Here is a 26,447-nt window from a genome sequence, read left to right as displayed (position 1 = left end):
CCGGTCAGGTGCCGTGCCCGCGGGCCGCCCGGCGCGATCCTCCGGGAAAAAGTCCGTACCGGGCGATGATTTCCGGGCGGACCCCCGGTCTATCCCTGCGAACGGCACAACACCGACAGGAGAACCTCGCATGTACCAGCAGATGATCTTCGTGAACCTGCCCGTGTCCGACGTCGCCGCCTCGCGGAAGTTCTTCACGGAGCTCGGCTACACGATCAACCCCCAGTTCTCCACCGACGACTGCGCCTGTGTGGTCATCAGCGACACGATCATCGCGATGCTGCTCGGCAAGCAGCGCTACGCGGACTTCACCAAGAAGGAGATCGCGGACGCGACGAAGACCAGCGAGGTGCTGCTGTGTCTGAGTGCCGAGAGCCGCGAGAAGGTCGACGAGCTGGTCGACGCCGCCATCGCGGCGGGCGGCTCGGGGACCGGCGAGGCACAGGACCAGGGCTTCATGTACGGGCGTGCCTTCGACGACCTCGACGGCCACACCTGGGAGGTCATGTGGATGGACCCGGCGGCCGTCCAGGGCTGAGCCTCACCGCCCTGTCGACATTCCGGGGCCGGCGCGCGGTACAGGGGTCCGCGCGCCGACCCCGGAAACGTCCCCAAATCCATCCCCTCCGGCCACTATTCGGGTGCCGGGCAAGATTCAGCCCCTCCAGCGATTGGGCGAAGCCCCAGGGGGCGGGGCAAGATTCAGCCCCTCCGGCGATTGAGGAGCGGGGTCTGGGGCGGAGCCCCGGGTACGGGACGGGCAGGGGCGGAGGGGGCGAAAGAAGGTTCGCCGGTGCCGCGGGCCCTGAAGCGACCGGGTCGCGGTCGACGGCCGGGTCGCGGTCGGCGGCCGGCTCGCGGTCGGCGGCCGGGGCGCGGTCTGTTGCGAGGCCGGGACGACCCGGGGTCACGTCACGAGGGCGGGAGTCCAGAACCCCGGTGCCCCTTGGGCGGCAGCCCCTAGCATGGCCACGTGCTGCCGACTCCCCTTCACGCCTCCCACGACCGTGAGATCGAATCCCTCGCCGAGTTCGACGAGGCCGTCTCGGCCGGCGGCTCGCTCGCCGGATTCCGTGTCCAGGCCGTCGATCTGACAGGCCGTACGCGGGAGCTGCTGTCCGTGGACACCACGGGTGCCGTCTTCCTCGGCTGCCCGATGGAGCCCGAGGCGGCCGCGCGGGTCCGGCTCTCCGGTGCCCTCGTCTTCCCTCCCGTACCCGGCCTCCCGCTCGACCCCTACCGGGGTCACCTGTACTCCCCCGACGAGCTCTTCGCCTCGCTCGACGCGGGGTACGAGTCGACGCCCGACGCCCGCGCGTACGCCTGGTTCCAGGGGACCAAGGCCGACGGCGACATATTCGCGTCGATGGTGCGCGCGGTCCACGACGACTCCGTCTCGGACGCGCTCGAAGAACTCCTCGTCGGTGTACGGGTGGTGGGCGTGATGGGCGGCCACGCGATGGCGCGCGGCACGGAGGCGTACGCGGGGGCCGCGCGGCTCGGCCGCACCCTCGCGCGCTCCGGTCTCATGGTCGCCACCGGCGGTGGCCCCGGCGCCATGGAGGCGGCGAACCTCGGCGCGTACGCGGCCCCGTTCGACGACGGCATGCTCGACGAGGCGCTGCGTGTGCTGGCCGCCGTCCCCTCCTTCACCCCTTCCGTCACGGACTGGGCGCGCGCGGCCTTCGAGGTCCGCGAGCGCTGGCCCTCGGGCGGCCCCTCGGTCGGCATCCCCACCTGGTTCTACGGCCACGAGCCGCCGAACGCCTTCGCCGCGCACATCGCCAAGTACTTTGCCAACGCGACCCGTGAGGACGGGCTGCTGGCCCGCTCGAACGCGGGGGTCGTCTTCCTTCCGGGCGCCGCCGGGACCGTACAGGAGATCTTCGACAACGCGACCCCCAACTACTACGGGTCCAGGGGCGAGCCGACCCCGATGGTCCTGGTGGACCGGGCGCACTGGACCGACAGATACCCCGCCTGGGCACTGCTGACGTCGCTGGCCAGGGAGCGGGCGATGGAGTCGCGCATCGCCCTTGTCGACGGTGTCGATGACGCTCCGGAAGCGCTCAAACACCTGGGATCTTAACAACTCGGCAAAGCCAACCACGCGGCATGGCCTACGCATTGACAGCACTTAGGTCGCGCTTATAGACCTGTGAGACTCCTGGGGGCGCTGTTGCTGGAAAGACCGCAGCAAATCCCCCCACACCCCCCGCAGTTGCGCAACCTGTGAAGGGCAATCGTGTCCATATCTCGACGCACCGCACGTTCCGTGCGAATCCTCGGCGTTGCCTCCGCCTCTGCCGCGCTCGCGCTCGGCGTCGCCGGCAACGCACTCGCTTGCAACATCAAGGACTTCTCGGCCGCCGCCACCTGTGACGGCAACGGGAAGGGCATCATCACCGTCACCGACATCGACTCCTCCGCCAAGGAAGCCACCGTCACGGTGTTCCTCGAGCGCAACGGTGCCGACGACCACCAGGTCGGGTCCGCCCAGAAGGTCACCGGCAGCAAGGACGGTGCCACGATCTCCTTCTCGGAGGACTGGGCGCCCAAGGCCGAGTACCGGATCCACGTCAGCGTCCCGAACATCGTGGACAAGGACATCTCCCCGAACCTGGTGACCAAGGACGAGGCCTGCACGACGAAGTCGGAGTCGCCGTCCCCGTCGACGAGCCCGGAGCCGTCGGAGTCCGCCCCCTCGGACACTCCCTCGGACTCGGCGAGCCCGTCCGACTCGGAGAGCAGCGCGGCTCCGGCCACCCCGGGCGACAACCAGCCGTCCGCGGCCGCCGGTGAGTCCAACCTCGCCGAGACCGGTGCGAACTCCAACACCCCGATGATCGCCGGTATCGCCGGCGCGTTCGTCATCGTCGGTGGCGGAGCGGTCTTCTTCGGCATGCGCCGCCGTGGCGCCTCGAAGGCGAGCTGAACCACCTCCTGAACGACCGTGTGGCCCGTCCCCGTCGAGGGGGCGGGCCACACGGCTGTCCGGACGTGCCGCTCAACCGGCCTGCCACACGGGTCGCTCCGCGGGGGCGGGCGCCCCGAGGACGACGATCTCCGCGGCGTCGAACTGCACCCCGACCACGTCCCCGGGTTCCGGCGCGTCCCGCAGCGCGCACGCCGCCTCCAGCCGGGGCGCGCCCTCCGGCTGGAGCTGTACGGCGACGTGCGTGCCCCGGAAGGTGCGCGCGGCGACCGTGCAGCGCAGCCCGTCCGCCGCGGCCACGAGCCGCACACCGGCGGGCCGTACGAGGAGGGTTCCGGGCCCCTGAGGGGCGCCCTCGGGCACCGGGACCTTGCCCCAGGGGGTGTCGGCGGCACTCGCGCTCACGGTCGCGTCGACCACGTTGTCGAAGCCGAGGAAGCGGGCCACGAAGGCGTCAGCGGGCCGCTGCCAGACCTCCAGCGGCGTACCGGACTGGGCGATCCGCCCGTCGCGCATCACCACGACCCGGTCGGCGAGCGCGAAGGCCTCGCCCTGGTCGTGCGTGACGGCGAGCACCGTCGTCCCCAGCTCGCCGAAGAGCTGGCGGAGTTCGACGACGAGGCGTTCGCGCAGTGAGCGGTCCAGCTGGCCGAGCGGCTCGTCGAGCATCAGCAGCCGGGGACGGGGTGCCAGGGCGCGGGCCAGCGCCACCCGCTGCTGCTCGCCGCCGGAGAGCGAGGCGACGGCGCGGTCCCGGGCTCCGGGCAGACCGACGAGCTCCAGCAACTCCCCCACCCGGGCGGCCTGTCCGCTCCTCGACGTGCCGCGCATCCGCAGCCCGAAGGCCACGTTGCCGCCCACGTCCCGCTGCGGGAAGAGCTGATGGTCCTGGAACATCAGGCCGACGCCCCGCTTGTGCGCGGGGACGCCTCCCTGGTCCTGTCCGTCCAGCACCACACGGCCCGCGTCCAGCGGCTGCAGTCCGGCGACCGTCCGCAGCAGGGTGGACTTTCCGCTGCCGCTCGGCCCGAGCACGCACACGATCTCGTGCTCGGCGACATCGAGGTCGACCGTGTCGAGCACGGGCCGCCCGCCGAAGCGTACGGTCGCGCCTTGGAGGCTCAGCAGCATCTAGAACTCCCCGGTCCGGTCGGTCCGTACCCGCTCCAACAGCAGCAGCGCCACCGCGCACACCACCATCAGGATGGTCGAAAGGGCCATCGCCTGGCCGTAGTTGAGATCTCCGGCACGGCCGAGCAACCGGGCGACGGCGACCGGCAGCGTCGGGTTGTCGGGCCGTGCGATGAAGACGGTCGCCCCGAACTCGCCGAGGGAGACGGCGAAGGCGAAGCCGGCCGCGATCAGCAGGGCCCGGCGCACCATCGGCAGATCGACCTCGCGCCACACCCGCCACGGCGACGCCCCGAGGACGGCCGCGGCCTCCCGCAGCCGCCCGTCCACCGCGCGCAGCACGGGCAGCATCGTCCGTACGACGAAGGGGACGCCCACCAGCGCCTGGGCCAGCGGTACGAGGATCCAGCTCGCGCGCAAATCGAGCGGCGGCTCGTCCAGGGCGATGAGGAACCCGAAGCCCACGGTCACCGCGGAGACGCCGAGCGGCAGCATCAGCAGGGCGTCGAAGCCCCGCATCAGCCGGCCCGCGCGCCGGGTGAGAGCGGCGGCGGCCAGACCGCCGATCAGCACCGCGATGGCGGTGGCGGCGAGCGCGTACTCCAGCGAGTTGCCGACCGCCTCGATCGGGGCGACGAGGAAGACACCTCCGTCGTCGTCGGCCAGGGCCCGGTAGTAGCCGAGTCCCGGTGCGCCGAGGGAGCGCTGGACGAGGACGGCGAGCGGCAGCACGAGCAGGACCGCGATGCTCACCAGCACGCCCGCGAGGAGCGCCCACTGTCCGGCGCCGCGCGGCCGGCGCGCGGTGGTGTCCGGCGCCACCAGCCGCAGGGCGGTCTCCCGCCGGCGTACGGTCGCCGCGTGCACGGCGAGGATCCCGCCGACGGCCACGAACTGGACGATCGTCAGCACCGCCGCCGTCGTGAGGTCGAAGATCTCGGAGGTCTGCCGGTAGATCTCGACCTCGAGGGTGGAGAAGGTGGGGCCGCCGAGGATCTGCACCACGCCGAACGAGGTGAAGGTGAAGAGGAAGACCATGAGGGCGGCGGCGGCCACGGCGGGCCCGAGCGCGGGCAGTGTCACCCTGCGCCAGGCCGCGAGACGCGAGGCCCCGAGCACGCGCGCGGCCTCCTCCTGGCGCGGGTCGAGCTGCGACCAGAGCCCGCCGACGGTCCGTACGACGACGGCGTAGTTGAAGAAGACATGCGCGAGCAGGATCGCCCACACGGTGGTGTCCAGGCGTACGCCCCACAGCTCGTCGAGCAGCCCTCCCCGCCCGACCAGCGCGAGGAACGCCGTGCCGACGACCACGGTCGGCAGCACGAAGGGCACCGTCACCACGGCCCGGAGGATCTGCTTGCCCCGGAAATCGAAGCGCGCGAAGACATACGCGCCGGGGAGCGCGACCAGCAGCGTGAGCGCCGTCGAGGCGAGCGCCTGCCAGGTGGTGAACCACAGCACGTGCCGGATGTCGGACCGGGTCGCCACGTCCCAGATCCGGCCGAGCTCCCAGCCGCCGTCCCCGTGGAGCCCGCGCGAGACGATCGCGGCGACCGGCCAGGCGAAGAACACCGCGAAGAACGCGACGGGCAGGACCATCAGCCCGAACCGCACCGCGGCCCGCCGACGCGCGCCGAGCGCGGCCGCGGGACCGGCGTCGCCGCCCCGGCCGGTCTTGCCGACCCGGCCGGTCCCGCCGACCGGGTCGGTCCCGCCGCCCGGATCGGTCCCGCCGACCTCGCCGGCTACTTCAGTACGAGTGAGGTCCACGACTTGACCCACTGGTCGCGGTCGGCGGCGATCTTCGCGGGCGCCAGGGTCTCGGGATCCTTGGCCTGCGGACCGAACCGGGTGAACTCCGCGGGCACGCGCGCGCCCTCACGGACCGGGTAGACGAACATGTTGAGCGGCATGTCCTCCTGGAACTCCTTGGTGAGCAGGAAGTCCAGGAACGCCTTGCCGCCCTTGGCGTTCTTGGCGTGGCTGAGCAGACCCGCGTACTCCACCTGCCGGAAGCAGGTGCCGTCCGCGACCCCGGTCGGGGCCGTGGCGGGCTTCGGGTCGGCGTAGATGACCTCGGCGGGCGGCGAGGAGGCGTACGAGACGACGAGCGGGCGGTCGGCCTTGGCCTTCTTGCCGCCGGCGGACCCCGAGAACTCCTCGTTGTACGCCTGCTCCCAGCCGTCCACGACCTTCACGCCGTTGGCCTTGAGCTTCGTCCAGTAGCCCTCCCAGCCCTTGTCGCCGTACTGCGCGGCGGACCCGAGCAGGAAGCCGAGGCCGGGCGAGGAGGTGGCGGCGTTCTCGGTGACGAGGAGGTTCTTGTACGCGGGCTTGACCAGGTCGTCGAAGGACCGCGGCGGCGCCAGCTTGTGCTCGCTGAACCAGGCCTTGTCGTAGTTGACGCAGATGTCGCCCGTGTCGACGGGCGTGACCCGGTGCTTGCCCTGGTCGGTCCGGTACTCCGGGAGGACCTGGTCCGCGCCCTTGGCCTCGTACGGCTGGAACAGCCCGTTGTCGAGCGCGCGGGAGAGCAGGGTGTTGTCGACGCCGAAGAAGACGTCGCCCTGGGGGTTGTCCTTGGTCAGGACGGCCTTGTTCACGGCCTGCCCGGCGTCGCCGTCCTTGAGGACGCGGACCTTGTAGCCGGACTGCTTCTCGAAGTCCGCCAGCACGCTCTTCGACACGAGCCACGAGTCGTGGCTGACGAGCGTGACCGTCTTCGCGTCGCCCGAGCCGGACGCGTCGGACGAACCGCACGCGGACAGCACGGGCAGCGCGACGAGACCGAGCCCGAGGGCCGTGGCCGCGAGCCGCCTGCCGCCACTGATGGTGGTGATCACTGATTCCTCCTGGGTGACCAGGAAGAGACGCGGCCCTGCCCGGGACCTCTGACGGTTCCCGGGCAGGGCGCAACAGCTTGAGTAACGACCGAACTTCCTACCCAGAATGACCTGGGCAAGGTTCAGAGGGTCTGCGGTCTGTCCCGCACTCTCAGCGCTGTGGCGCTCCCCTGTCGGAATATGAAGATGTCGGACGGTGAAGATGCCGGACGATGGGATTGTCCGACCATCACGATGCCGGACGACCGCACGGGCCGACTCGGTTCAGACTACCGCTCGGTCGCCGCGAGCTGACCACACGCTCCGTCGATCTCCTGCCCCCGGGTGTCCCGGACGGTGACCGTGACGCCATGGGCCGCGATCGCCTCGACGAACGCCTTCTCGTCCTCGGGCCGCGACGCGGTCCACTTCGAGCCCGGGGTCGGATTCAGCGGGATGAGATTGACATGCACGGGCTTGCCCTTGAGCATGCGCCCGAGCCGGTCCCCACGCCACGCCTGGTCGTTGATGTCGCGGATCAGCGCGTACTCGATGGACAGGCGCCGTCCGGACCGGTCCGCATATCCCCAGCCGGCGTCCAGCACCTCGCGCACCTGCCACCGCGTGTTCACGGGGACGAGGGTGTCGCGCAGCTCGTCGTCCGGGGCGTGCAGGGAGATCGCGAGGCGGCACTTGAAGCCCTCGTCCGCGAACCGGTTGATGGCGGGGACGAGCCCGACCGTCGACACCGTGATCCCGCGCTGCGAGAGCCCGAGGCCGTCCGGTTCGGGGTCGGTCAGGGCCCGGATCGCTCCGACCACCCGCTTGTAGTTGGCGAGCGGCTCGCCCATCCCCATGAAGACGATGTTGCTCAGCCGCGCCGGGCCACCGGGGATCTCGCCGTCACGCAGCGCCCGCATACCGTCGACGATCTGATGCACGATCTCGCCGGTGGACAGGTTCCGGTCGAGACCGGCCTGCCCGGTGGCGCAGAACGGGCAGTTCATCCCGCAGCCCGCCTGCGAGCTGATGCACATGGTCACCCGGTCCGGGTAGCGCATCAGCACGGATTCGACGAGCGTGCCGTCGAAGAGCCGCCACAGCGTCTTGCGGGTGGTGTCCTGGTCGGTCGACAGGTGCCGCACGACGGTCATCAGCTCGGGAAGCAGCGCTTCCTGGAGCTTGCCGCGCGAGGCGGCCGGGATGTCCGTCCACTCGGCGGGGTCGTGCGCGTACCGGGCGAAGTAATGCTGCGAGAGCTGCTTGGCACGAAACGGCTTCTCACCGATCGCGGCAACCGCCTCTTTGCGCTCGGCGGGCGTGAGATCGGCAAGGTGCCGCGGCGGCTTCTGAGCTCCGCGCGGCGCGACAAAGGTGAGTTCTCCGGGCTTAGGCATGGCTGTACCAGTGTCGCAGATCGTTTGGGGCCGCCCAGGTCAGATGAACGAGGGACCCGTCACCCTCCGGTGTCTACTGTCACACCGCCGGTCAACTTTCCACGCCCACAGGCGGCCCGGCGATCGCTGTCCGCGCCACATGTCCTCAAAGATCGATGCGCTCAGTCACCACGTCATCGGCAGGTTCACCATGGCGCAGCACGACGTGCGCCGGCCGAAACGGGAGCGCGCGCGAGCCGGGCTCAATGACCCGGCACAGGGGCGTGATCACCCAAGCGCCGTCCCAGACCCGTCCAGCCGAAGCCTCACCTGGTGATTGTGCTCAGCGTGCTCGATGACCTCACCGCGGATGCGTGCCCCGAGAATGGGCAACCGCATCCCCTCGGGCATGGTCATGATCTCGGCGAGTGCCAGGGCGTTCGGAACTCCGTCGACCCGGATGAAGACGCCGAAGGGCTGACGTCCGATCACCTCTCCCGTGACGGAGGCCCCCAGAGGGAGGAGTGCAAGCGTCGCTGTCCAGACTTCCTCCGGCGACTGCCCCGGCACGTCGGGGCGGCGCCCTGGCCCGTTGTATTCGTCCATAGGCAGATCATGACCGGCCTACGAGCCCGGGACTACTGCGTTGAAAGGGCGGACGTGGTCTCCATCAGCCGTGGACGGCCTTTGAGGTACAGCCTTGGTCAATGAGGTTGCTGTACTTCCGTTGCTGTACTTCCGTTCTTCATAGCTCTGGCCTTCTGGCGGGCGTAGGCGAGGTTGCTGCGGCTTTGCAGGGTGTCGGGGTGGGTGTTGCCCAGGACCTCCTCGCGCTGGGCGAGGGTGACCTCGTACAGGGGGATCGCACGCCCCAGATCCCCCGCCGCGTAATAGGCGCCGGCGAGGTTGTTACGGCTGGTCAGGGTGTTGGGGTGGGTCGCGCCCAGGATCTCCTCGTGCTGGGCGAGGGTGGCTTCGAACAAGGAGATCGCACGCCCCAGATCCCCCGCGGACTCATACGCGCCGGCGAGGTTGTTACGGCTGCTCAGAGTGTCGGGGTGGGCATCACCCAAGACCTCCTCGTACTGGGCGAGGGTGGCCTCCAGCAGGGGAATGGCACGCCCCAGATCCCCCGCCGCCCGGTAGGCGTAGGCGAGGTTGTTGCGGCTTTGCAGGGTGTCGGGGTGGGTGTTGCCCAGGACCTCCTCGCGCTGGGCGAGGGTGACCTCGTACAGAGGGATGGCACGCCCCAGATCCCCTGCGGACTCGTAGGCGCCGGCGAGGTTGTTGCGGCTGCTCAGAGTGTCGGGGTGGGTGCTGCCCAGGACCTCCTCGTGCTGGGCGAGGGTGGCCTCATACAGGGGGATCGCACGGGCCGTGTGACCTTGCTGGTGGAGCCGATGGCCGGCGATCTCGTACGCGCTGGTGAGTGGGGTGTTGTGGTGTCCGGGCGGTCTGGTGGCCGCGAGGGTGAGGAGGTGGGGTGTGAGGGTGTTCCATCGCTCTTCGGCGGGGGTGCCTCGGCCCGGGGGCGGGGGCAGGCTGTGGAGGACCGCCTTCTCGGCGCGGTCGCGTCCTTGAAGGTGCCGGGGCGGCTGAGTGTCGTCGGTGGTCTGTGGGGTGCGTAGGACGGTCTGGACGAGCCGGTGAACGCTCAGGGAGGTGCCGGTGTCGGTGACCATGCTGTAGGCGGCAAGGGTTCCGACGGCTTCGGCGATGTCGTCCGGGTCGGTGCCGTGTGGGGTGAGCAGAGCGTGGGGAATGTCGTCGGGGGCCAGCCAGGCGACGGTGTGCAGCAACTCCACCGCCGGCGGATCGGCTCCCTCCAGGGTGTGGAGGGTGACTTTCCAGGCGCGGGCGATGGTGCGTTCGGCTTCGATGCCGTGGGCGGTCTTGGCGAGTTTCTTGTCCAGGCGGCGGCGGTAAGCGCTGAGGCTGACGCCGCGGTTCTGGGCCAGGTAGGCGCCGGCCTGCTTGATCGCCAGCGGGAAGTACCCCAACTCGGTCGCGAGGGAACGGGCTTCGGCCTGCTCACGGGGCGTGGGGCCGGTCTCCTTGAACACGAGTCGGCACAGCAGAGTGGTGGCGTCGTCGGGTTCGAGGTTGCCCAGGGTCAGGGTGGGGGCGCTGTCGGGCCAGCCGGTGGTGCGCCGGCTGGTGGCGAGGTGATGGCCTTGGTGGAGGGCGCCGATGTAGGGGCCGAGGTCGTCGGGATTCTCCACGTTGTCGTACACCAGCAGCCAGCCCGCATGCCAGGCCAGCCACTGCATTGCCCACGCCACCTGCGCGCTGCGGTCGGCTGAGGCGGGCCGGCTGGGTACCAGGGTGTGGGTGAGTTCGGTGAAGGAGGTCTCGATCTCGTCGGGGGACGCGGCGTTGATCCACCAGATCAGGGTGTAGTCCCCGCGGTGACGGTGGGCGTAGTGGAGGGCGAGCGTGCTCTTGCCGATCCCACCAAGGCCGTGCACGGTCCCGCTCTGCGTGATCGCACCCTCATGGCGGCTGGTCAGGGTGCGCCGCAGCCAGCCCAGTTCTTCCTCCCGCCCCAGGCAGAGGGCGGCGGGAGGCAGATTGGAGGTGCCCGGCGCCGCCGCGACCTTGCTTGGTGCGTGCAGTGCCTCGGCCGGCAGTACATCGCCGGTGAAGGCGTTACCGATCTGCCCGGCGGCGATCGACCTCGGTCCGACGGCCTTGATCCCCAGCAGCGCCCCATCCTCGTCCGCGCTCACGGCCGTGGCGCGGTGTGACCGTCACCGGTGATCGCGGTACCGATGTGCTGGGCGGCGATCGACCGTTCACCGGAGGCCGTGACATTGACCGTGCCCGGCGCAGAAGCGGGCAGTACAGCAGCCAGTTCCTCCCTGAGCGCGGGATCGTCCTGCAATGCCTGCCTGAGGAGGCGGCTCAGCACGGCCGTGGAGTACGCGGCGTCCTGTTCGTCGGCGGCCTCACCCACCACCCGTTCCAGCTCCGCCCGGCCCGCTTCGTCCCGGCGCCGCCAGACCAGTTGAAGAATCAGTTGCCCGAGACCGACCGTGGCATCGGCCGCAGCATCCTGCGCACGGGTCAGCACCGCAGCCCCATATGCGCCCACGGCCGCCGTCACGGCCGGCCCCACCTGCCCGACCAACTGCGCAATCTCGGCGCTCATTTGCCCCCCGGCCTACGCGGCTCCGAAAGACTCAGCGTAGAAACACCGCCCCGGGGTCGAGGCCGAAACGCCCGAATCATCGAAAGCGGCTCCCACGAACCCTCGCCGTCCACAGGCCCGAGCATGACCGCACCGGAGGAGGGCAGGCCGCGGCCTTGCAGGGGCGAACGTGGCCGGCGGTACCGTTCCCCAGGCTCGTTCGGCTGCAGCGGCGGCTCAGGTGAACAGTGCGTAGCGGATGCTGGGGGTCGTGGGCGTGCGCTGCCGTTGATGTCAGGTGTGGATGTCAGGCAGGCCGCGGCACGATGTTCACCGCGCGGTAGTCGTACCCGTCCTGCTTGAAGCCGGGGGCTTCCCACGTGAGGTCCGCCTGCTGGCCGGGCGACAACGTGCGGAAGCCGGAGGCCTGGATGTCGGAGTAGTGGCCGAAGCAGCCGCCGGGGGTCTCGGGTGAGTCGAGGACGCCCCACCCTTCCTCGTCGTTCCACTCGCGGACCGTCGCAGTCACCATGGGCGGCAGCCTACGGGCTTCGTCCGCGCCGGCGCGCTCGGTATTTCGCTTGGGAAGCAGTGGCGCTACGGGGCAGTCAGGCGCGCTCCTGTCCGACCTCGGCACGTGTGGGTGCGAGGCTTCACTCGGAGAACCCCGGAGTGATGCAACAGGGGAGACATGCCTGTGCCCCGTGAATCCCGAGCGGAGGTCGGCTCAACACGCCCGTCCCCATCGGCTCAGCCGCCGTCGGTGCCGCGGGCCGGTCAGGGGCGGCCCGGGTACAGGGCGGTGAGCCGGGGCAGCAGGGCGGTCATCCGCTCACGGTCGTCGAAGTCGAGGTCCGGATCGGCTGCCGGTCGGTCGAAGGTGAAGGCGTCCTCGGGCAGTTCGGCGCCGGTCGCTCTCTCGTAGGCGTCCCGGGCGATGCCAAGAAGCTCCTCACCGTCGGGTTCGATCCCCTCGGGCGCCGACGCGCGGATCTCCGAGAGCTCGGCCAGTCCGTCGGCGTGGGCGACGACGCCTTCGAAGACCTCCCGGCCCTGGGCGATCAGCCAGCCGCGGAAGTAGTCGAAACCCTCGTCGAAGCAGGGGCTGCCGCCGCTGATGACCCAGGCCGCGGCCCGGAGGGGAGCCCGGTCGGACGCGGCCATCAACTCCCGCAGGACCCGCTCGGCGCCGAGGATGTCCCGGGGGCCGTACCCGGCCAGCAGCACGGTGGCCTGCTCGGCGATGTCCTCGGCGTCGGTCGGGTCGGCGGCCGTGCCGCGGGCCCGCTCGATCAGGTTCCAGAACTCTTCTGCGTTCACGGGCAGAGCATGGCACCCGGGCCGGACTCGACCCGACGGCGAGGGTCCAGCCGGAGCCCCGGGGAAACGCCGCCCTCGCTGCTCCCCGACCTTAGCCACTTCGCTTCGTCTTCAAGGCCCAGCCCGGTGCTTCCCCCCGCCTCCCGTGAGATCGGGCGCCAGAGGGACACGGTTCAGTCGGAAGGCGTCCTGCCACCAACGATGCGGCGGGTTTCCGTACGACGTCGCGTTCAGCGCGTTCACCGCGTTCTCGAAGTTCACGGCCTCGCCGCGTTAACGGAGTTCACCGCATTCACGGCCCCGACAGCTACGCGCCCGGAGGGCGGAAGGCGACCTCTCTGCGGGCGGCCTCGTCGATCTCGTCGAGGGTGAGAAGCGGTGTGGCCCGGGTGTGGAGGGCGCCGCTGGCCTTGACGCTGAGGCTGACGGCGGCCATGGAGACCGCGTCGGGGAAGTCGAGGACGCACACGAAGTCGTCCTCCCCGAAGGAGAAGTACATGACCTCGACCGTCCCGCCGAGGCCGGCGACGACGCGCTCGACGGCGGCGCGGCGGCCGCTCGCGCCTTCCTTGAGCAGGCCCTTCGCCCCCTCGGGGGTGTAGCGGGCCTGGATGAGGAACTTCGGCATCGGGGGCGCTCCCTGCCATCGACGTTTCCGGTACGTGGATGGTCTTCCCGCCGGTGCCTTTGCCGCCGACGGGAGAACGGCGGGATTCACTCGTAAGACACCGGCCGTCGGACGATCCCGGCGGGCCGCTCACCGCATGGACCCACCCATGCACTCACCACGTGACCTCACCGCAGGAACTCACCGCAGGACCTCACCGCAGGGCCTCACTGAATGAGCTCACCGCATGACCCCCACGGCAGGAACTCACCGCGTGACCCACCGCGTGAACGGCCGGCGCCGCCGAGGAGGAGCAGGGCGGCGGCGGCACCCTTCCGCCGCCACCCGGGTCACCCCCGCCGGACCCCTCTTCTCGCCCCGTTACGCGAACTGGCCGGGCCGGTAGTCGCCCGCGGGCTGCTGGATCATGACGTTCGCGCGGTTGAAGGCGTTGATGAGCGCGATGCAGGACACCAGCGCGGCGAGCTGCTCCTCGTCGTAGAACTTGGCGGCGTTCGCCCAGCACTCGTCCGAGACGCCGCCGGCCGCGTCGGCGATGCGCGTGCCCTGCTCGGTCAGCTCCAGGGCGGCGCGCTCGGCGTCGGTGAACACCGTCGCCTCCCTCCAGGCCGCGACCAGGTTCAGGCGAACGGAGGTCTCGCCCGCGGCCTCCGCGTCCTTGCTGTGCATGTCGGTACAGAAGCCGCAGCCGTTGATCTGGCTGGCACGAAGCTTCACCAGCTCCTGCGTCGCCATCGGCAGCGTCGACTCCGCGAGCGGCCTGCCCGCGGCGACGATGTGCTTCATGAACTTGGCCGCCACCGGGCTGGCGAAGAGGTTCAGACGCGCTTCCATGATGTGCTCCCTGTGTCGTTCCTCGTGGTTACACCGTGTTGACGGAAGGGCCCGGCACGATGTGACCGACGTGAATGTGACCTGCGTCTCCTCGTGGCGGGGCGACGCGAGGGGAGTGCTGTCACGAGGTCGCACCAAGGCCTAGAATCGAATACGTGTCCGAAAAAGTGTCCCGCCTGCAGCATCTGCGCAGCGTCCGCGCCTGGCTGCTCTGGCAACTGCGCCGCACCGACGACACCATCGCCGAGCTGGAGCGCCAGGAGGTCGCCGCGACGCGCGCCGCCCGCACGTCGCCCCCGCGGCCACGCGGCTGGAAACTCGCGATGCGACGCGCGGGCGGCGTCGGTACCGACGCGACCCCCGACGCCGTCCACAAGGACGACTGCGGCATGGCGGGGAAGAACACGAGGCCGCTCGCTCGCGAGCAGGCCCTCCGGGCGATCACCGAAGACGGCGTCACGGCCTGCCCGTACTGCCGCCCCGACACGGATCTGGGTGTCCTGTGAACCACGAACACATACAGCCGAACGAAGACGCGCGACCCGACCGCGAGCGCGCACGGCCCGACGACGCGCACGCGCTGGCCTCCCCCACGGCGCCCATCACCGTGGGCCGCCCGGCGGGTGCGGGCGGGCGCCGCGTGACGATCCGCGGGCGGAGCTCCGGTATCGCCCACAGCGACGCCGACGTGGTGGAGTTCCTGCGCCGCGCGGGCCTGCCCGACGCCTGGGAGTACCTGGACGATCCGAGCTGGGTGGAGTGGCAGGACGGCCGGCCCCGCACATACGACACCACCCCTCCGGGTCACGGGGATCACGGTGAGGTGATCGGATGACCCGAAGGGGTGGTGTCGTGGAGGTGCGCGCGTCGTGGATGCGTAGGTCGTAAACGCGTGCGGAGAAACGATCAGCCTGAGCCGACGAAGAGCACGAGCAGCAGCCAGACGACCGGAGCCGTCGGGAGCAGGGAGTCCAGCCGGTCCATGATGCCGCCGTGGCCCGGCAGCAGGGTCCCCATGTCCTTGATGCCGAGGTCCCGCTTGATCATGGATTCGCCGAGGTCACCGAGCGTGGCGCTGGCCGCGACCGCGAGGCCGAGGATCAGACCCTGCCACCAGGTGCCGTCGTCGATCAGGTACTGCATGCACAGCGCACCCCCCGCCATCGCGAAGGTGACCGCTCCGAACAGACCCTCGCGGGTCTTTCCGGGGCTGATCCGCGGAGCCAGCTTGTGCTTGCCGAAGCGCCAGCCGATGGCGTACGCCCCCGTGTCGCTGACGACCGTCAGGAGCAGGAAGGTCAGAACGCGGCGCGGCCCGTCGTCGGCGGTGAGCATCATGGCCACGAAGGTCGCCAGGAACGGCACGTAGAAGGCCGCGAAGACCCCCGCGGTGACGTCCTTGAGGTAGCCCTCGGGCGGCTCCGTCATCCGCCACACCAGCACGGCCAGCGCGGTGAGCGCCATGGCCACCCAGGCACCCTCGGCACCGCGCACGTATCCGGCGACGACCATGGCGGCCCCGCCGACCGCGAGCGGCACGAGAGGCGCCTTGATGCCCTTGCGCTCCTCCAGCCGTGAGGTGAGCTCCCAGAGCCCCACCACCACGGCCACCGCTATCACACCGACGAAGACGGCCTTGACGACGAACAGCGACGCGACGATCACGGCACCGAGCCCGACGCCCACTCCTATGGCCGCGCCCAGGTCGCGTCCCGCACTCTTCTTCTGCGGTGCGGGGGCGGGCTCGGGTGCGGTGCTGGGCATGGGCTCCTGCGGGCTTTGCGGATTGTGCGACGGATCCCCGTAGGGCGCCGTCGGCGGCGAGTCGTTGCGGACCGAGGGGCCGCTCAGCCGAGCGGCCCCCCTGTCGTCATCCTGGTCTCCGCCATGTGCGGGTACGCCGGGCGCGGTGGGCATGGGCCGAGTGTGCTGCGCGTCATGCGCATCGTACGTGGGACCCGCCGGGGCCGCCCCCTGGAGTGGCCCCTGCTCGGACGGCCCCCAGTACCCGGCTTGTGGCGGCGCCCCCCAGGAAGAGTCGTTCATCAGACCTCGAGCAGCTCCGCTTCCTTGTGCTTCAGGAGCTCGTCCACCTGGGCGACGTACTTCGCCGTGGTGTCGTCGAGTTCCTTCTCCGCACGGCGGACCTCGTCCTCGCCGGACTCCTTGTCCTTGACGAGCTTGTCGAGGGCGTCCTTGGCCTTGCGGCGCACGGCGCGGATCGAGACCTTGGCGTCCTCGCCCTTGGTCCGCGCGACCTTGATGTAGTCCTTGCGGCGCTCTTCCGTCAGCTCGGGGAACGTCACCCGGATGATGTTGCCGTCGTTGCTGGGGTTGACGCCCAGGTCGGAGTCGCGGATCGCCTGCTCGATGTTGCGCAGCGCGCTCTTGTCGAACGGGGTCACCACGGCCATGCGCGGCTCCGGAACGGAGAACGAGGCCAGCTGGTTGATCGGCGTCAGCGCGCCGTAGTAGTCGGCCACGATCTTGTTGAACATCGCCGGGTGCGCACGACCGGTGCGGATCGCGGCGAAGTCCTCCTTGGCGACCACGACGGCCTTCTCCATCTTCTCCTCGGCCTCGAGGAGGGTCTCTTCGATCACCACTTGCTCCTGCGTGTCTTGAGTAGGCCCGGCAGCTTGTCCTCGTCGGGCTTCGGCGGCCGGCTGCGTCGCGTCTTGTTCCTGCACGGTTCCGGACCGGCAGGACATTGTCCATCCCCCGGTCGGGGTCCGTCCTGGACCGGAAGGCGTATCCGGTCCCGTTCGTTCCCCGTCAGGCTCGGCCGCTCTGGTCACCCACGAGTGTGCCGATCTTCTCACCCTTGACGGCCCGCGCGATATTGCCCTCCGCCAGGAGTTCGAAGACCAGGATCGGCAGCTTGTTGTCCCGGCACAGCGTGATGGCGGTCATGTCGGCGACCTTGAGGTCCCGGGTGATGACCTCGCCGTAGCTGAGCGCGTCGAACTTGACGGCCTCGGGGTTGGTCTTCGGGTCGGAGTCGTAGACACCGTCCACGCCGTTCTTGCCCATGAGGAGCGCCTCGGCGTCGATCTCCAGGGCGCGCTGGGCGGCAGTGGTGTCGGTGGAGAAGTACGGCATGCCCATGCCGGCGCCGAAGATGACCACACGGCCCTTCTCCAGGTGCCGCACGCCGCGCAGCGGGATGTACGGCTCCGCGACCTGGCCCATGGTGATGGCGGTCTGGACGCGGCTGTCGATGCCTTCCTTCTCCAGGAAGTCCTGGAGGGCGAGGCAGTTCATGACGGTGCCGAGCATGCCCATGTAGTCGGAGCGCGCCCGGTCCATGCCGCGCTGCTGGAGTTCGGCCCCGCGGAAGAAGTTGCCGCCGCCGATGACGACGGCGATCTGGGCACCGCCGCGCACGACGGCCGCGATCTCGCGGGCGATCTTGTGCACCACGTCGGGATCGACGCCCAGTCCTCCGCCACCGGCGAACGCCTCGCCGGAAAGCTTCAGCAGGAAGCGGCCCGCGCCTTTGCCGTCGTCGCTCTTCTCGCCGTTGCCGGCCTGGGTGGTGGTCATGGAGATCTCCTCATGGTGCACATGCGAAGAAGGCCATTGCCGGTGGGGTGTCGTTCGCAACCCATGCTCGGCAATGGCCTCCTCGTCAGATCTGCTGTCGTCCGGCACACACGTGTGAGTGCCGACGTACGCGGACGACTGCTGTCGACCCTATCGGGGTCGAGCGTCGATCGCTGTACGGACTCAGATGCCGACCTTGATGCGCGAGAAGCGCTTCAGGGTGACACCGGCCTCGTCCAGAACCTTCTGGACAGACTTCTTGTTGTCGAGCGCGTACGGCTGACCGAGGAGCGTGGCCTCCTTGAAGAAGCCGTTGACGCGACCCTCGACGATCTTGGGGAGGGCGGCCTCGGGCTTGCCCTCGGCGCGAGTGGTCTCCTCGGCGACGCGACGCTCGCTCTCGACGACCTCGGCCGGAACGTCCTCACGGGAGAGGTACTTCGGCGCGAAGGCGGCGATGTGCTGCGCGATGCCCTTGGCGAGGTCGGCGTCGGCCTTGTCCAGCTCGACCAGAACACCGATCTGCGGGGGCAGGTCGGGCATGGTGCGGTGCATGTACGCGGCCACGAACGCGCCGGAGAACTGGGTGAAGCGGTCCAGGACGATCTTCTCGCCCAGGTTGGCGTTGGCCTCGTCGACGAACGCCTGAACCGTCTTGCCCGGCTCGATCTCGGAGCCGAGGAGCGCCTCGATGTCGGCCGGCGACGTCTTGACGACGTGCTGGGCGATCTCGTTGGCGACAGCCTGGAACTTCTCACCCTTGGCGACGAAGTCCGTCTCGCACTTCAGCTCGACCAGGACACCGGAGGTGTTGTCGTCAGCGATGATGGAGACCACGGCGCCGTTTTCGGCGGAGCGGCCCTCGCGCTTGGCGACGCCCTTCTGGCCCTTGATCCGCAGCGCCTCGACGGCCTTGTCGACGTTGCCGTCGGCCTCGTCCAGCGCCTTCTTGCAGTCCATCATGCCGGCGCCGGTGAGCTCACGGAGCTTCTTGACGTCGGCGGCGGTGTAGTTCGCCATGATTCCTGGAGTCTCTCTCGAAGTCTGAAGATCTACGGGACGAACGGCGGGGGCTTTGTGGGCCCCCGCCGTTCACCAACCCGAAGGGGTGAGGGGTCAGGCCTGCTCGGCGTCCGCGGCCGGCGCCTCGGCGGCGGGGGCCTCGGCGGCGGGCGTCTCGACAGCCTCGGCCTCGGCGACCGGAGCCTCGGCCTGCTCGGCGTCGGCGACCTTCTCCGTCTCGGCGGAGGTCTGCACCTCGGCGTCGTCGGCCTTCTTCTCGCCCTCGAGCAGGTCGCGCTCCCACGCGGCGAGCGGCTCGCCCGCGGCCTTGTCACCCGCGGCCTTGCCGGCGCCGGAGCGGGAGATGAGTCCCTCGGCGACGGCGTCGGCGATCACGCGGGTGAGCAGGGTGACGGAGCGGATCGCGTCGTCGTTGCCCGGGATCTTGTAGTCGACCTCGTCCGGGTCACAGTTGGTGTCGAGGATGGCGACGACCGGGATGTTGAGCTTCCGGGCCTCGCCGACCGCGATGTGCTCCTTCTTGGTGTCCACGATCCAGACGGCGCTGGGCACCTTCTGCATCTCGCGGATACCACCGAGGGTCTTCTCCAGCTTGGCCTTCTCGCGCGAGAGCACGAGAAGCTCCTTCTTGGTGAGACCCGAGGCCGCGACGTCCTCGAAGTCGATCTGCTCAAGCTCCTTGAGGCGCTGCAGACGCTTGTAGACGGTGGAGAAGTTGGTGAGCATGCCGCCCAGCCAGCGCTGGTTGACGTAGGGCATGCCGACGCGGGTGGCCTGCTCCGCGATGGCCTCCTGCGCCTGCTTCTTCGTGCCGACGAACATGACCGTGCCGCCGTGGGCGACGGTCTCCTTGACGAACTCGTAGGCGCGGTCGATGTACGACAGCGACTGGAGCAGGTCGATGATGTAGATGCCGTTGCGCTCGGTGAAGATGAAGCGCTTCATCTTCGGGTTCCAGCGACGGGTCTGGTGACCGAAGTGGACGCCGCTTTCCAGCAGCTCCCGCATCGTGACGACGGCCATGGCCGTTCTCCTCGGTTTTCTCGGTTGTACCGCGCGTGCCGGACGGCACTCGCGCCTGACGCTCCCGACGCGCCTTGCCACAAAGGACCGAGAGGCGCTGACACCGATCTGTGACGACCAGGTGCCGGGGCGTGCGAAGTCGACTCGGTGACCCGAATCGCCATCAGAAGTGTACGGGACCCGAGAGGGGGCAGGTGACGCCGCTGTCCACAACCGGCCGGTACTCCACAGATCCCGGCCATGATCCGCTCGTATCCGGGACGGTTCCCGTATGCGAGTGAACCGATGTGCGCGTACGTGGCTCCTGCTGTGCCTGACGGTGACCGTCCTGGGTGCGTCGGCGCCGGCCCACGGGACGGGTCCCGGGCCCTGGCCGGGGACCCCGGTCTCCCCGCCGACGGCCGACCCCTCGGTGCCGGCGCTCGCCCGCACCTGGCCGGTGGGTGCCCGGCCGTTCGTCGTACGGGGCTGGGAACCGCCGGCGACGGCCTACTCGCGGGGGCATCGCGGGGTCGACCTGGCGGCCGTGCCCGGCGCGGCGGTGCGGGCCGTGGCGTCCGGCCGGGTGTCCTTCGCGGGCCGGGTCGCGGGCCGCGGGGCCGTCTCGGTGGAGCTGTCGGGCACGGGGGCGCCGCCGCTGCGGACGACGTACGGTCCGGTGCGGGCCTCGGTGCGCAAGGGCGACGAGGTCCTCGCGGGCCAGGTGCTCGGCACCCTGGAGGCACCGGACACGCACTGCGGGCCGACACCCTGTCTGCACTGGGGCCTGCTCAGAGGCACGGCCTATCTGAACCCGCTGTCACTGCTCCCTCCGTGGCTCCTGACCACGGGCCCGTCCCGCCTGCTCCCACTCGACGCCCCCGGCACCCGCCCCTGACCGGCCGGACACCGACCAGGCAGAGGCGAGGTGACAGGGGGCGGAGAGGCGGTCCAGCGGGCGAGTCACCCCGGCCCATGACGGGCGGGCCTCGGCCCCGGGGCCGAGACGGCGGGGCAGCCCCTGGGCCGTGATGGCGGGGCAGCCCGGTCCAGGGGGACGGCGGGAGCTCGGCCTGGGCCCCCGGGAGGGGACGGCGGGATTCAGCCCTGACCCCGGGGACGGCGGGAGCTCAGCCGCGACCCCGGGGGCGGCGGGGGTTCAGCCCTGACCCCCCCGGCGGGGTTCAGCCGCGGACGCCTCGGAGGGCCATCGTCACGGCCGCCTCCGTGATCGCGGAGGGGTCCTCGGCGGCGCCCAGCTCGATGCGGCGCACCGCGGCATCGACCACGCCCTGGAGGAGCATCGCGGCCAGCCGCGGCTCGGCGTGCCCCATCTCCGTGAGCGCCTCACCGATCATCGTGACCAGCCCGCCGTGCGCGGCCCTGATCTTTTCCCGGGCACCCGCGTCGAGTTCGCTGGCGGAGATGGCGACCACGGCCCGGTGGCGCCGGTCCCCGACCAGCCCCAGCTGCCGGCGCACATAGGCCTCGACCGTGGCCTCGGGGCCGTCCGCGGCGGCCATCGCGGCCGAGACCTCGGCCGCCCAGACGGGGAAGTCGACCTCGCACAGTTCCTCGACGACGGCCGCCCTGGACCGGAAGTACTCGTACACGGAGGAACGCGCGAGCCCCGTGCGCTCGGCGAGGGCGGGAAAGGTCAGCGCCTCCGTCCCGCCTTCGGACAACAGGGACCGCGCCGCGTCCAGCAGGGCGGCTCGCTGCATCGACCGGTGCTCGGCCACGGAGGCCGCTCGAATCCTTGGCACGTCAACCACTGTACGGACGCGGTGCCGCGGACGGGAACCACTCCGCCGAGCCCGCCCCGATGACGTCCGTCGCGGCGGGCCCGCCGCCAGGACGGCACGGCGGCACCGTCGGCGTCACGGCCGGCCCCGGTTCAGCGTCCGAAACTGGCCAGCTTGGCGCGCAGCTGAAGCACCGACTTGGTGTGGATCTGGCTCACCCGGCTCTCGGTCACCCCGAGCACGTTGCCGATCTCCGCGAGCGTGAGTCCTTCGTAGTAGTACAGCGTGACCACGGTCTTCTCCCGGTCGGGCAGCGTGTTGATCGCCCGCGCCAGCAGCCTCCGCAGCTCCCGGTCCTCGGCCACCTCGACCGGGTTGTCGGCGGCGGTGTCCTCCAGGGTGTCCATCAGGCTCAGCCGGTCGCCGCCCTCGCCGCCGGCATGCAGCAGCTCCTCCAGAGCGACCACGTTGGCCAGCGACAACTGGCTGAACACCGCGTGGAGTTCTTCCACACCGATGCCCATCTCGGCGGCGACCTCGCCCTCCGAGGGGGTGCGCCGCAGCCGCGCCTCCAGCGTCGCGTAGGCGCGCTCCACATTGCGCGCCTTCTGACGCACCGACCGCGGGATCCAGTCCAGCGCCCGCAGTTCGTCGATCATCGCCCCGCGGATGCGGGTGATCGCGTACGTCTCGAACTTGATCTCCCGTTCGATGTCGAACTTCTCGATCGCGTCGATCAGCCCGAACACCCCCGACGAGACGAAGTCGGCCTGCTCGACATTGGCCGGCAGACCCACGCTGACCCGGCCGGCGACGTACTTCACCAGCGGCGAGTAGTGAAGGATCAGCTGTTCCCGCAGCCGCTCGTCACCGGTCGACTTGTACGACCGCCACAGCTCGTCGAGTGTCGAGGGCGCGGGCGGGCGCACGCTGCCGCCGTCGCGGGCGGCTGGCGGGATCGCCGTCCGGTCGGACCCGGAGGTGTGCTGGGGCATTCGTCGCCTTGTGCCGTTCTGCCGTGAACTGGGATGACGTGGGTGTCCTGTCGGCGCCGTGCCGAGATCGCGTGCCTGCTTCGGATTCTTGTGAGCGTAGCGTGACTGAGCTGTCGCAGTGCGCGAAGAGCGGGCTGTCACCCGCACGCGAAACCTTTCCCCGGGACGCCCTCCGGAGGCATGGCGGTCGCCCTGCGTGACCGTCAGGGGCCGCCAACTGCGCGAATTCCCAGGCGTGTCGGCATTCCCCCGGACGGCCGAACACGCTCGGTCAGCATCCCTGCCGATCACCTCCCACGGAGGCCGTCGCCTGGCGTGTCAACTTCCAGCCGTCGCCGTGTCGTTCGACGAATCCAAGTGCTCGGAGTTCGTACAGTCTCCCGACCGCGTCGTCCGTACTGGTCGCCGCCCGCCGGGCGACCTCCTCGGTCCCGGCCGGATCCCGCGCCGGCAGAGCGGCCAGGACACGCACCGCGTCCGGGGGCAGCAGATCGCGCGGCAGCACGGGGCCTCGCCGGTCCGGAGCCAGCTCCCCCATGTCGCCCACCAGTTCGGCGACCTCCGCGGCGTCGGACACCAGGACGGCCTCCCCGCGCAGCAGTTCGTGCACCCCGGCCGACAGCGCGCTGGTGACGGGGCCCGGCACGCCCATCGTGAACCGGCCCAGCCGCTGTGCGGCGCGGGCGGTGACGAGCGCCCCGCTGCGGTACGCCGCCTCGACGACCACGGTTCCCCGGGTGAGCGCCGCGATGACCCGGTTGCGCAGGATGAATCTGCTCTGCGTCGGATGCTCGCCCGGCGGCAACTCCCCCAAGACGAGACCCTGTTCCGCGATTCTGGTGATCAGCTGGGTGTGTCCGCGCGGATAGGGCCGGTCGACGCCGCAGGCAAGCACCGCGACGGTGGCCCCGCCCGCCCCGAGGGCGCCCCGGTGCGCGGCGCCGTCGATGCCGTAGGCGCCGCCTGACACCACCACCCAGCCCCGCTCCGCGAGACCGGCGCCGAGGGTGGCGGCCATGTGCGCGCCGTACTCCGTACAGGCACGGGCGCCGACGACGGCCACCGATCTCAGGGCCCACAACCGCAGGCCGGCCGACCCGCGCACCCACAGTCCGACGGGCCGGGCGTCCCCCAGGTCGTCGAGCTGTGCGGGCCATTCGGATTCACCGGGACAGACGAATCGCACCCCGGCGTCCCGGGCGAGGGCGAGGTCGCGGTCCGGGGCGGCCCGCGCGGCCCTGGCCCGCAGCCCGGCCCACCTTCTGTCGGTCATCCCCCGTGGCTGTCCGCCGTCGCGGTGCAGCCACCGGACCGCTTCCGGGGCCCCGACCTCCCGGATCCAGCGCCCGCAGACCTCGTCACCCGGTTCGACGACCCGGGACAGCGTGACGCGGGCCTCGCGTTCGGCGGCTGTCATGCCGGCGAGCCGATCGTCATCGGTACGCCGCGCGGGATGCCGGTACGCAGCTGGAGGGCCAGGGCGACGTCCCCGGCGTCGGGCCGGTCGTGTCCGGACAGGTCCGCGACCGTCCAGGCGACCCGGAGCACCCGGTCCAGGCCACGGGCCGTCAGCAGCCCGCGCTCCAGGCCCCGCTCGGCCTCGTCCATCGCTCCCGCCAGCGCCTGCCAACGTCCGCGCAGCTCGCGTCCCGGAACCTCGCTGTTGGTGCGCCAGGGAGTCCCCTTCAGGCGCTCGGCGGCCCGTTCACGGCCGGCGAGGACCCGGTCGGCGACCGTCTTCGTGGACTCGCCCCGTGCGCCGCGCGCGGTGAGTTCGGCCCGGGTGACCGGTTCGACGTCCACCCGCAGATCGACCCGGTCGAGCAGCGGCCCGGAGAGCCTCGCCTGATAGCGGCGGATGACGGAGGGCGGACACTCGCAGAAGTCGTTCGTCGTGCTGAAGCGCCCGCAGGGGCAGGGGTTGGCGGCGAGCACCATCAGGAACTTCGCGGGGAACCTCACGACACCGGCGCTGCGTGCGATCACCACGTGTCCCGCCTCCAGCGGCTGGCGCAGGGCGTCCAGCGCGAAGCCGCTGAACTCTGGTGCCTCGTCCAGAAAGAGCACGCCTCGATGCGACAGGGACACCGCTCCGGGCCGTGCGAGCCCCTTGCCGCCGCCGACGAGCGACTGCATGGTCGCGGAATGGTGGGGTGCGCAGTACGGCGCGACGTCCACCATCGGTTTGCCGGGCGGCAGCAGGCCCGCGACGGAGTGGATCGCCGTCACCTCCAGGGATTCCTGCCGGGTGAGGCGCGGCATGATCAGCGGCATCCGCTCGGCCAGCATCGTCTTGCCCGCGCCGGGCGGCCCCTGGAGGAAGACATGGTGGCCGCCGGCCGCCGCCACCTCCATCGCGGTGCGTGCCGAGAGCTGGCCGACGACGTCGCCGAGGTCGTGGCCCCGGTCGTGTTCCGGCACGGCGATGCCGCACAGGCCGGTGGCCTCGCCCGTGCCGGGCAGGCGCAGGCCGGCCGTCAGCGGGTCCGGGCGGCCCCGCTCGTCCGGGTCCTCCTCGGGCACCGGTTCGTCCGCCAGGACCGCGATCAGCTGACGCAGGCTGCGGACCCCGAGCACCGAGACTCCCGGCACGAGGGAGGCCTCGGCCGCCGCGCACTCCGGCACCACCACCTGTTCGTAACCGGCCTCCGCGGCGGCGAGGACGGCCGGCAGGATGCCGCGGACCGGCCGCACCCGGCCGTCGAGCCCCAGTTCCCCGATCATCACGATGTCGGCGAGCACGCGGGGATCGATCCGCTCGGCGGCGCCCAGCACCGCCGAGGCCACGGCGAGGTCGAAGCCGGAACCGCCCTTGGGCACCGAGGCCGGGCTCAGCCCCACCGTCAGTTTCTTCTGCGGCCAGGACGCGCCGGAGTTGACCACCGCCGCCCTGACCCGGTCCCGGCTCTCCGTCAGACTCTTGTCGGGGAGCCCGACCAGCGTGAAGGCGGCGATGCCCGGCTCCAGGTCGGCCTGGACCTCGACGACGACGCCCTCCACGCCCACCAGGGCCACCGAACACGTACGCGCGAATCCCATCAGGCCACCCCCCGCGCGTGCTCGATCACGGGCGCGCCGCGTTCGGGGATCAGGACGCCGACCAGGTCGATGCGGACGCCGCCCGGCGGCGCTCCACCGTGTTCCTGGAGCCAGCGTTCGGCCAGGCCCCGCAGCCGGCGGGCCTTGGCCGGTGTGACGGCCTCCATGGGATGCTGGAACGAGCCCGCCCCGCGGGTCTTGACCTCGCAGACGACCAGCGCGTCGCCGTCCCGGGCCACGATGTCGATCTCGCCGGTCCTGCCGCCGCGCCAGTTGCGTGCCAGGACCGTCATGCCGGCCCCGGTCAGCCGCCGTGCGGCCAGTTCCTCGCCGTAGGCGCCCAGTGCGTTGCGTGCCTCGGGTGTCTTCATGTCGGCACCACCTCCGGCACCGACACTGAGGCCTTGTCACCCAGCTGTTGGATCTTGGTGGACGAGCGGGCGACTGTGGAGAACCCCGTCACCCGTACGGGTCACCAGCGTGATCGCCGCCCGCCCTCTGCGGGTGGGCCCGGGTCCGGCCGGCCCAACCTCGGCCGCCGGACCTCAGTCACCCGATCTCAGCCGCCCGGCAGCTCCAGATCGCTCTTGTTCAGCTCCTCGATGTTCACGTCCTTGAAAGTCAGGACGCGCACCTGTTTCACGAAGCGGGCGGGCCGGTACATGTCCCACACCCAGGCATCCGCCATGGACACCTCGAAAAACACCTCACCCTGGACCGAGTGCACCTGCATCTCGTAGTCGTTGGTGAGATAGAAGCGCCGCTCGGTCTCGATCACATATTTGAACAGACCGACGACATCGCGGTACTCGCGATAGAGCTTCAGCTCCATCTCGGTCTCGTACTTCTCGAGGTCCTCGGCGCTCATGGCATGTTCCCCTTCAGCCGTGCGTTCCCCTATTGTGCGCCAGCCCCGAGAGC

28 protein-coding genes and 1 riboswitch are annotated in these 26,447 nt (G+C 70.6%); of the genes, 6 read left to right on the top strand and 22 right to left on the bottom strand.

Features of this window, described 5'->3' with window-relative positions; translation table 11 throughout:
* Positions 1-130 precede the first annotated feature (130 nt).
* The 3 genes from ACF07B_RS23105 (at position 131) to ACF07B_RS23095 (ending at position 2,935) form a co-directional block, all read left to right on the top strand.
* Positions 131-538 carry a VOC family protein gene (locus ACF07B_RS23105; protein ID WP_362391500.1) on the top strand — a complete coding sequence of 136 codons (408 nt, stop codon included), beginning with the start codon at positions 131-133 and terminating at the stop codon, positions 536-538.
* Between the two features lie 435 nt (positions 539-973).
* Positions 974-2,089, top strand: a complete 1,116-nt coding sequence (locus ACF07B_RS23100; RefSeq protein WP_392180316.1) for an LOG family protein — start codon at positions 974-976, stop codon at positions 2,087-2,089.
* Between the two features lie 186 nt (positions 2,090-2,275).
* On the top strand, positions 2,276-2,935 hold the full coding sequence (locus tag ACF07B_RS23095) for an LAETG motif-containing sortase-dependent surface protein (RefSeq protein WP_392180315.1): 660 nt from the start codon (positions 2,276-2,278) through the stop codon (positions 2,933-2,935).
* A gap of 72 nt (positions 2,936-3,007) precedes the next feature.
* Here ACF07B_RS23095 and ACF07B_RS23090 read toward each other — a convergent pair whose 3' ends face one another.
* The 11 genes from ACF07B_RS23090 to ACF07B_RS23040 all read right to left on the bottom strand — a co-directional run bounded on the left by ACF07B_RS23090 (position 3,008) and on the right by ACF07B_RS23040 (position 14,176).
* Positions 3,008-4,066, bottom strand: a complete 1,059-nt coding sequence (locus ACF07B_RS23090; protein WP_392180314.1) for an ABC transporter ATP-binding protein — start codon at positions 4,064-4,066, stop codon at positions 3,008-3,010.
* A complete protein-coding gene (locus ACF07B_RS23085; RefSeq protein ID WP_392180363.1) occupies positions 4,067-5,665 on the bottom strand; it encodes an ABC transporter permease in 1,599 nt (532 codons plus the stop codon).
* Positions 5,666-5,811: 146 nt separating this feature from the next.
* Positions 5,812-6,909 carry a thiamine ABC transporter substrate binding subunit gene (locus tag ACF07B_RS23080; protein WP_392180313.1) on the bottom strand — a complete coding sequence of 366 codons (1,098 nt, stop codon included), beginning with the start codon at positions 6,907-6,909 and terminating at the stop codon, positions 5,812-5,814.
* Positions 6,910-6,985: 76 nt separating this feature from the next.
* Positions 6,986-7,091, bottom strand: a riboswitch (TPP riboswitch).
* Between the two features lie 87 nt (positions 7,092-7,178).
* Complete coding sequence (gene rlmN, locus ACF07B_RS23075) at positions 7,179-8,285, bottom strand: 23S rRNA (adenine(2503)-C(2))-methyltransferase RlmN (protein ID WP_369484246.1); 1,107 nt, start codon at positions 8,283-8,285, stop codon at positions 7,179-7,181.
* Positions 8,286-8,552: 267 nt separating this feature from the next.
* Positions 8,553-8,870: a hypothetical protein gene (locus ACF07B_RS23070; protein WP_392180312.1), complete on the bottom strand. Its 318-nt coding sequence runs from the start codon at positions 8,868-8,870 to the stop codon at positions 8,553-8,555.
* A 98-nt stretch (positions 8,871-8,968) separates the two neighbouring features.
* Positions 8,969-10,993 carry a tetratricopeptide repeat protein gene (locus tag ACF07B_RS23065; protein WP_392180311.1) on the bottom strand — a complete coding sequence of 675 codons (2,025 nt, stop codon included), beginning with the start codon at positions 10,991-10,993 and terminating at the stop codon, positions 8,969-8,971.
* Complete coding sequence (locus ACF07B_RS23060; RefSeq protein ID WP_392180310.1) at positions 10,990-11,415, bottom strand: hypothetical protein; 426 nt, start codon at positions 11,413-11,415, stop codon at positions 10,990-10,992. Before ACF07B_RS23060 ends, ACF07B_RS23065 begins: the two co-directional genes overlap by 4 nt.
* Positions 11,416-11,701: 286 nt before the next feature.
* On the bottom strand, positions 11,702-11,926 hold the full coding sequence (locus ACF07B_RS23055) for a cold-shock protein (protein ID WP_384235018.1): 225 nt from the start codon (positions 11,924-11,926) through the stop codon (positions 11,702-11,704).
* Positions 11,927-12,171: 245 nt separating this feature from the next.
* Positions 12,172-12,714 carry a DUF4240 domain-containing protein gene (locus tag ACF07B_RS23050; protein WP_392180309.1) on the bottom strand — a complete coding sequence of 181 codons (543 nt, stop codon included), beginning with the start codon at positions 12,712-12,714 and terminating at the stop codon, positions 12,172-12,174.
* Positions 12,715-13,021: 307 nt separating this feature from the next.
* Positions 13,022-13,342, bottom strand: a complete 321-nt coding sequence (locus ACF07B_RS23045) for a GYD domain-containing protein (protein ID WP_362391511.1) — start codon at positions 13,340-13,342, stop codon at positions 13,022-13,024.
* Positions 13,343-13,702: 360 nt separating this feature from the next.
* Entirely contained in the window at positions 13,703-14,176 is a 474-nt protein-coding gene (locus ACF07B_RS23040) for a carboxymuconolactone decarboxylase family protein (protein ID WP_362391513.1), read from the bottom strand.
* A 155-nt stretch (positions 14,177-14,331) separates the two neighbouring features.
* Between ACF07B_RS23040 and ACF07B_RS23035 the strand changes: the two genes are divergently transcribed.
* Both ACF07B_RS23035 and ACF07B_RS23030 read left to right on the top strand, forming a co-directional pair.
* Complete coding sequence (locus ACF07B_RS23035) at positions 14,332-14,682, top strand: DUF6233 domain-containing protein (protein WP_392180308.1); 351 nt, start codon at positions 14,332-14,334, stop codon at positions 14,680-14,682.
* Positions 14,679-15,011, top strand: a complete 333-nt coding sequence (locus ACF07B_RS23030; protein WP_392180307.1) for a hypothetical protein — start codon at positions 14,679-14,681, stop codon at positions 15,009-15,011. The genes ACF07B_RS23035 and ACF07B_RS23030 overlap by 4 nt, the downstream gene beginning before the upstream one ends.
* 71 nt (positions 15,012-15,082) lie before the next feature.
* Here the strand turns inward: ACF07B_RS23030 and ACF07B_RS23025 are convergent, their stop codons facing one another.
* The 5 genes from ACF07B_RS23025 to rpsB all read right to left on the bottom strand — a co-directional run bounded on the left by ACF07B_RS23025 (position 15,083) and on the right by rpsB (position 19,768).
* Entirely contained in the window at positions 15,083-16,222 is a 1,140-nt protein-coding gene (locus ACF07B_RS23025; RefSeq protein WP_362391517.1) for a phosphatidate cytidylyltransferase, read from the bottom strand.
* Positions 16,222-16,779, bottom strand: coding sequence for a ribosome recycling factor (gene frr / locus ACF07B_RS23020; protein ID WP_037625129.1), 558 nt, complete (start codon positions 16,777-16,779; stop codon positions 16,222-16,224). Before frr ends, ACF07B_RS23025 begins: the two co-directional genes overlap by 1 nt.
* Positions 16,780-16,951: 172 nt before the next feature.
* On the bottom strand, positions 16,952-17,722 hold the full coding sequence (gene pyrH / locus ACF07B_RS23015) for a UMP kinase (protein WP_037625128.1): 771 nt from the start codon (positions 17,720-17,722) through the stop codon (positions 16,952-16,954).
* Positions 17,723-17,905: 183 nt separating this feature from the next.
* The gene (gene tsf / locus ACF07B_RS23010; protein ID WP_369484239.1) at positions 17,906-18,742 is read right to left on the bottom strand and encodes a translation elongation factor Ts; all 837 of its coding nucleotides are present in this window, start codon (positions 18,740-18,742) and stop codon (positions 17,906-17,908) included.
* Between the two features lie 96 nt (positions 18,743-18,838).
* Positions 18,839-19,768, bottom strand: a complete 930-nt coding sequence (rpsB, locus tag ACF07B_RS23005; RefSeq protein ID WP_369484238.1) for a 30S ribosomal protein S2 — start codon at positions 19,766-19,768, stop codon at positions 18,839-18,841.
* Between the two features lie 271 nt (positions 19,769-20,039).
* Between rpsB and ACF07B_RS23000 the strand changes: the two genes are divergently transcribed.
* Positions 20,040-20,645 carry a murein hydrolase activator EnvC family protein gene (locus tag ACF07B_RS23000; RefSeq protein ID WP_392180306.1) on the top strand — a complete coding sequence of 202 codons (606 nt, stop codon included), beginning with the start codon at positions 20,040-20,042 and terminating at the stop codon, positions 20,643-20,645.
* A 286-nt stretch (positions 20,646-20,931) separates the two neighbouring features.
* On the opposite strand, the gene ACF07B_RS22995 is transcribed toward ACF07B_RS23000, so the two are convergent.
* The 6 genes from ACF07B_RS22995 to ACF07B_RS22970 all read right to left on the bottom strand — a co-directional run bounded on the left by ACF07B_RS22995 (position 20,932) and on the right by ACF07B_RS22970 (position 26,394).
* Entirely contained in the window at positions 20,932-21,489 is a 558-nt protein-coding gene (locus tag ACF07B_RS22995) for a TetR/AcrR family transcriptional regulator (protein ID WP_392180362.1), read from the bottom strand.
* Between the two features lie 155 nt (positions 21,490-21,644).
* Positions 21,645-22,487 (bottom strand): RNA polymerase sigma factor WhiG, encoded by an 843-nt coding sequence (gene whiG / locus ACF07B_RS22990; RefSeq protein ID WP_326785273.1) that lies wholly within the window; start codon positions 22,485-22,487, stop codon positions 21,645-21,647.
* Between the two features lie 271 nt (positions 22,488-22,758).
* A complete protein-coding gene (dprA, locus tag ACF07B_RS22985) occupies positions 22,759-23,904 on the bottom strand; it encodes a DNA-processing protein DprA (RefSeq protein ID WP_392180305.1) in 1,146 nt (381 codons plus the stop codon).
* Positions 23,901-25,526, bottom strand: a complete 1,626-nt coding sequence (locus ACF07B_RS22980; RefSeq protein WP_392180304.1) for a YifB family Mg chelatase-like AAA ATPase — start codon at positions 25,524-25,526, stop codon at positions 23,901-23,903. Before ACF07B_RS22980 ends, dprA begins: the two co-directional genes overlap by 4 nt.
* Positions 25,526-25,897, bottom strand: a complete 372-nt coding sequence (locus ACF07B_RS22975) for a YraN family protein (RefSeq protein ID WP_392180303.1) — start codon at positions 25,895-25,897, stop codon at positions 25,526-25,528. The genes ACF07B_RS22980 and ACF07B_RS22975 overlap by 1 nt, the downstream gene beginning before the upstream one ends.
* A gap of 188 nt (positions 25,898-26,085) precedes the next feature.
* Positions 26,086-26,394, bottom strand: a complete 309-nt coding sequence (locus ACF07B_RS22970) for a DUF2469 domain-containing protein (RefSeq protein ID WP_003965949.1) — start codon at positions 26,392-26,394, stop codon at positions 26,086-26,088.
* Positions 26,395-26,447: the final 53 nt, after the last annotated feature.

The sequence above is a fragment of the Streptomyces sp. NPDC015532 genome (assembly GCF_043078065.1).
GTDB lineage: Bacteria > Actinomycetota > Actinomycetes > Streptomycetales > Streptomycetaceae > Streptomyces.
Note: the sequence above shows the minus strand (reverse complement) of the source record. Positions and strands in the feature narration are given on the sequence as shown.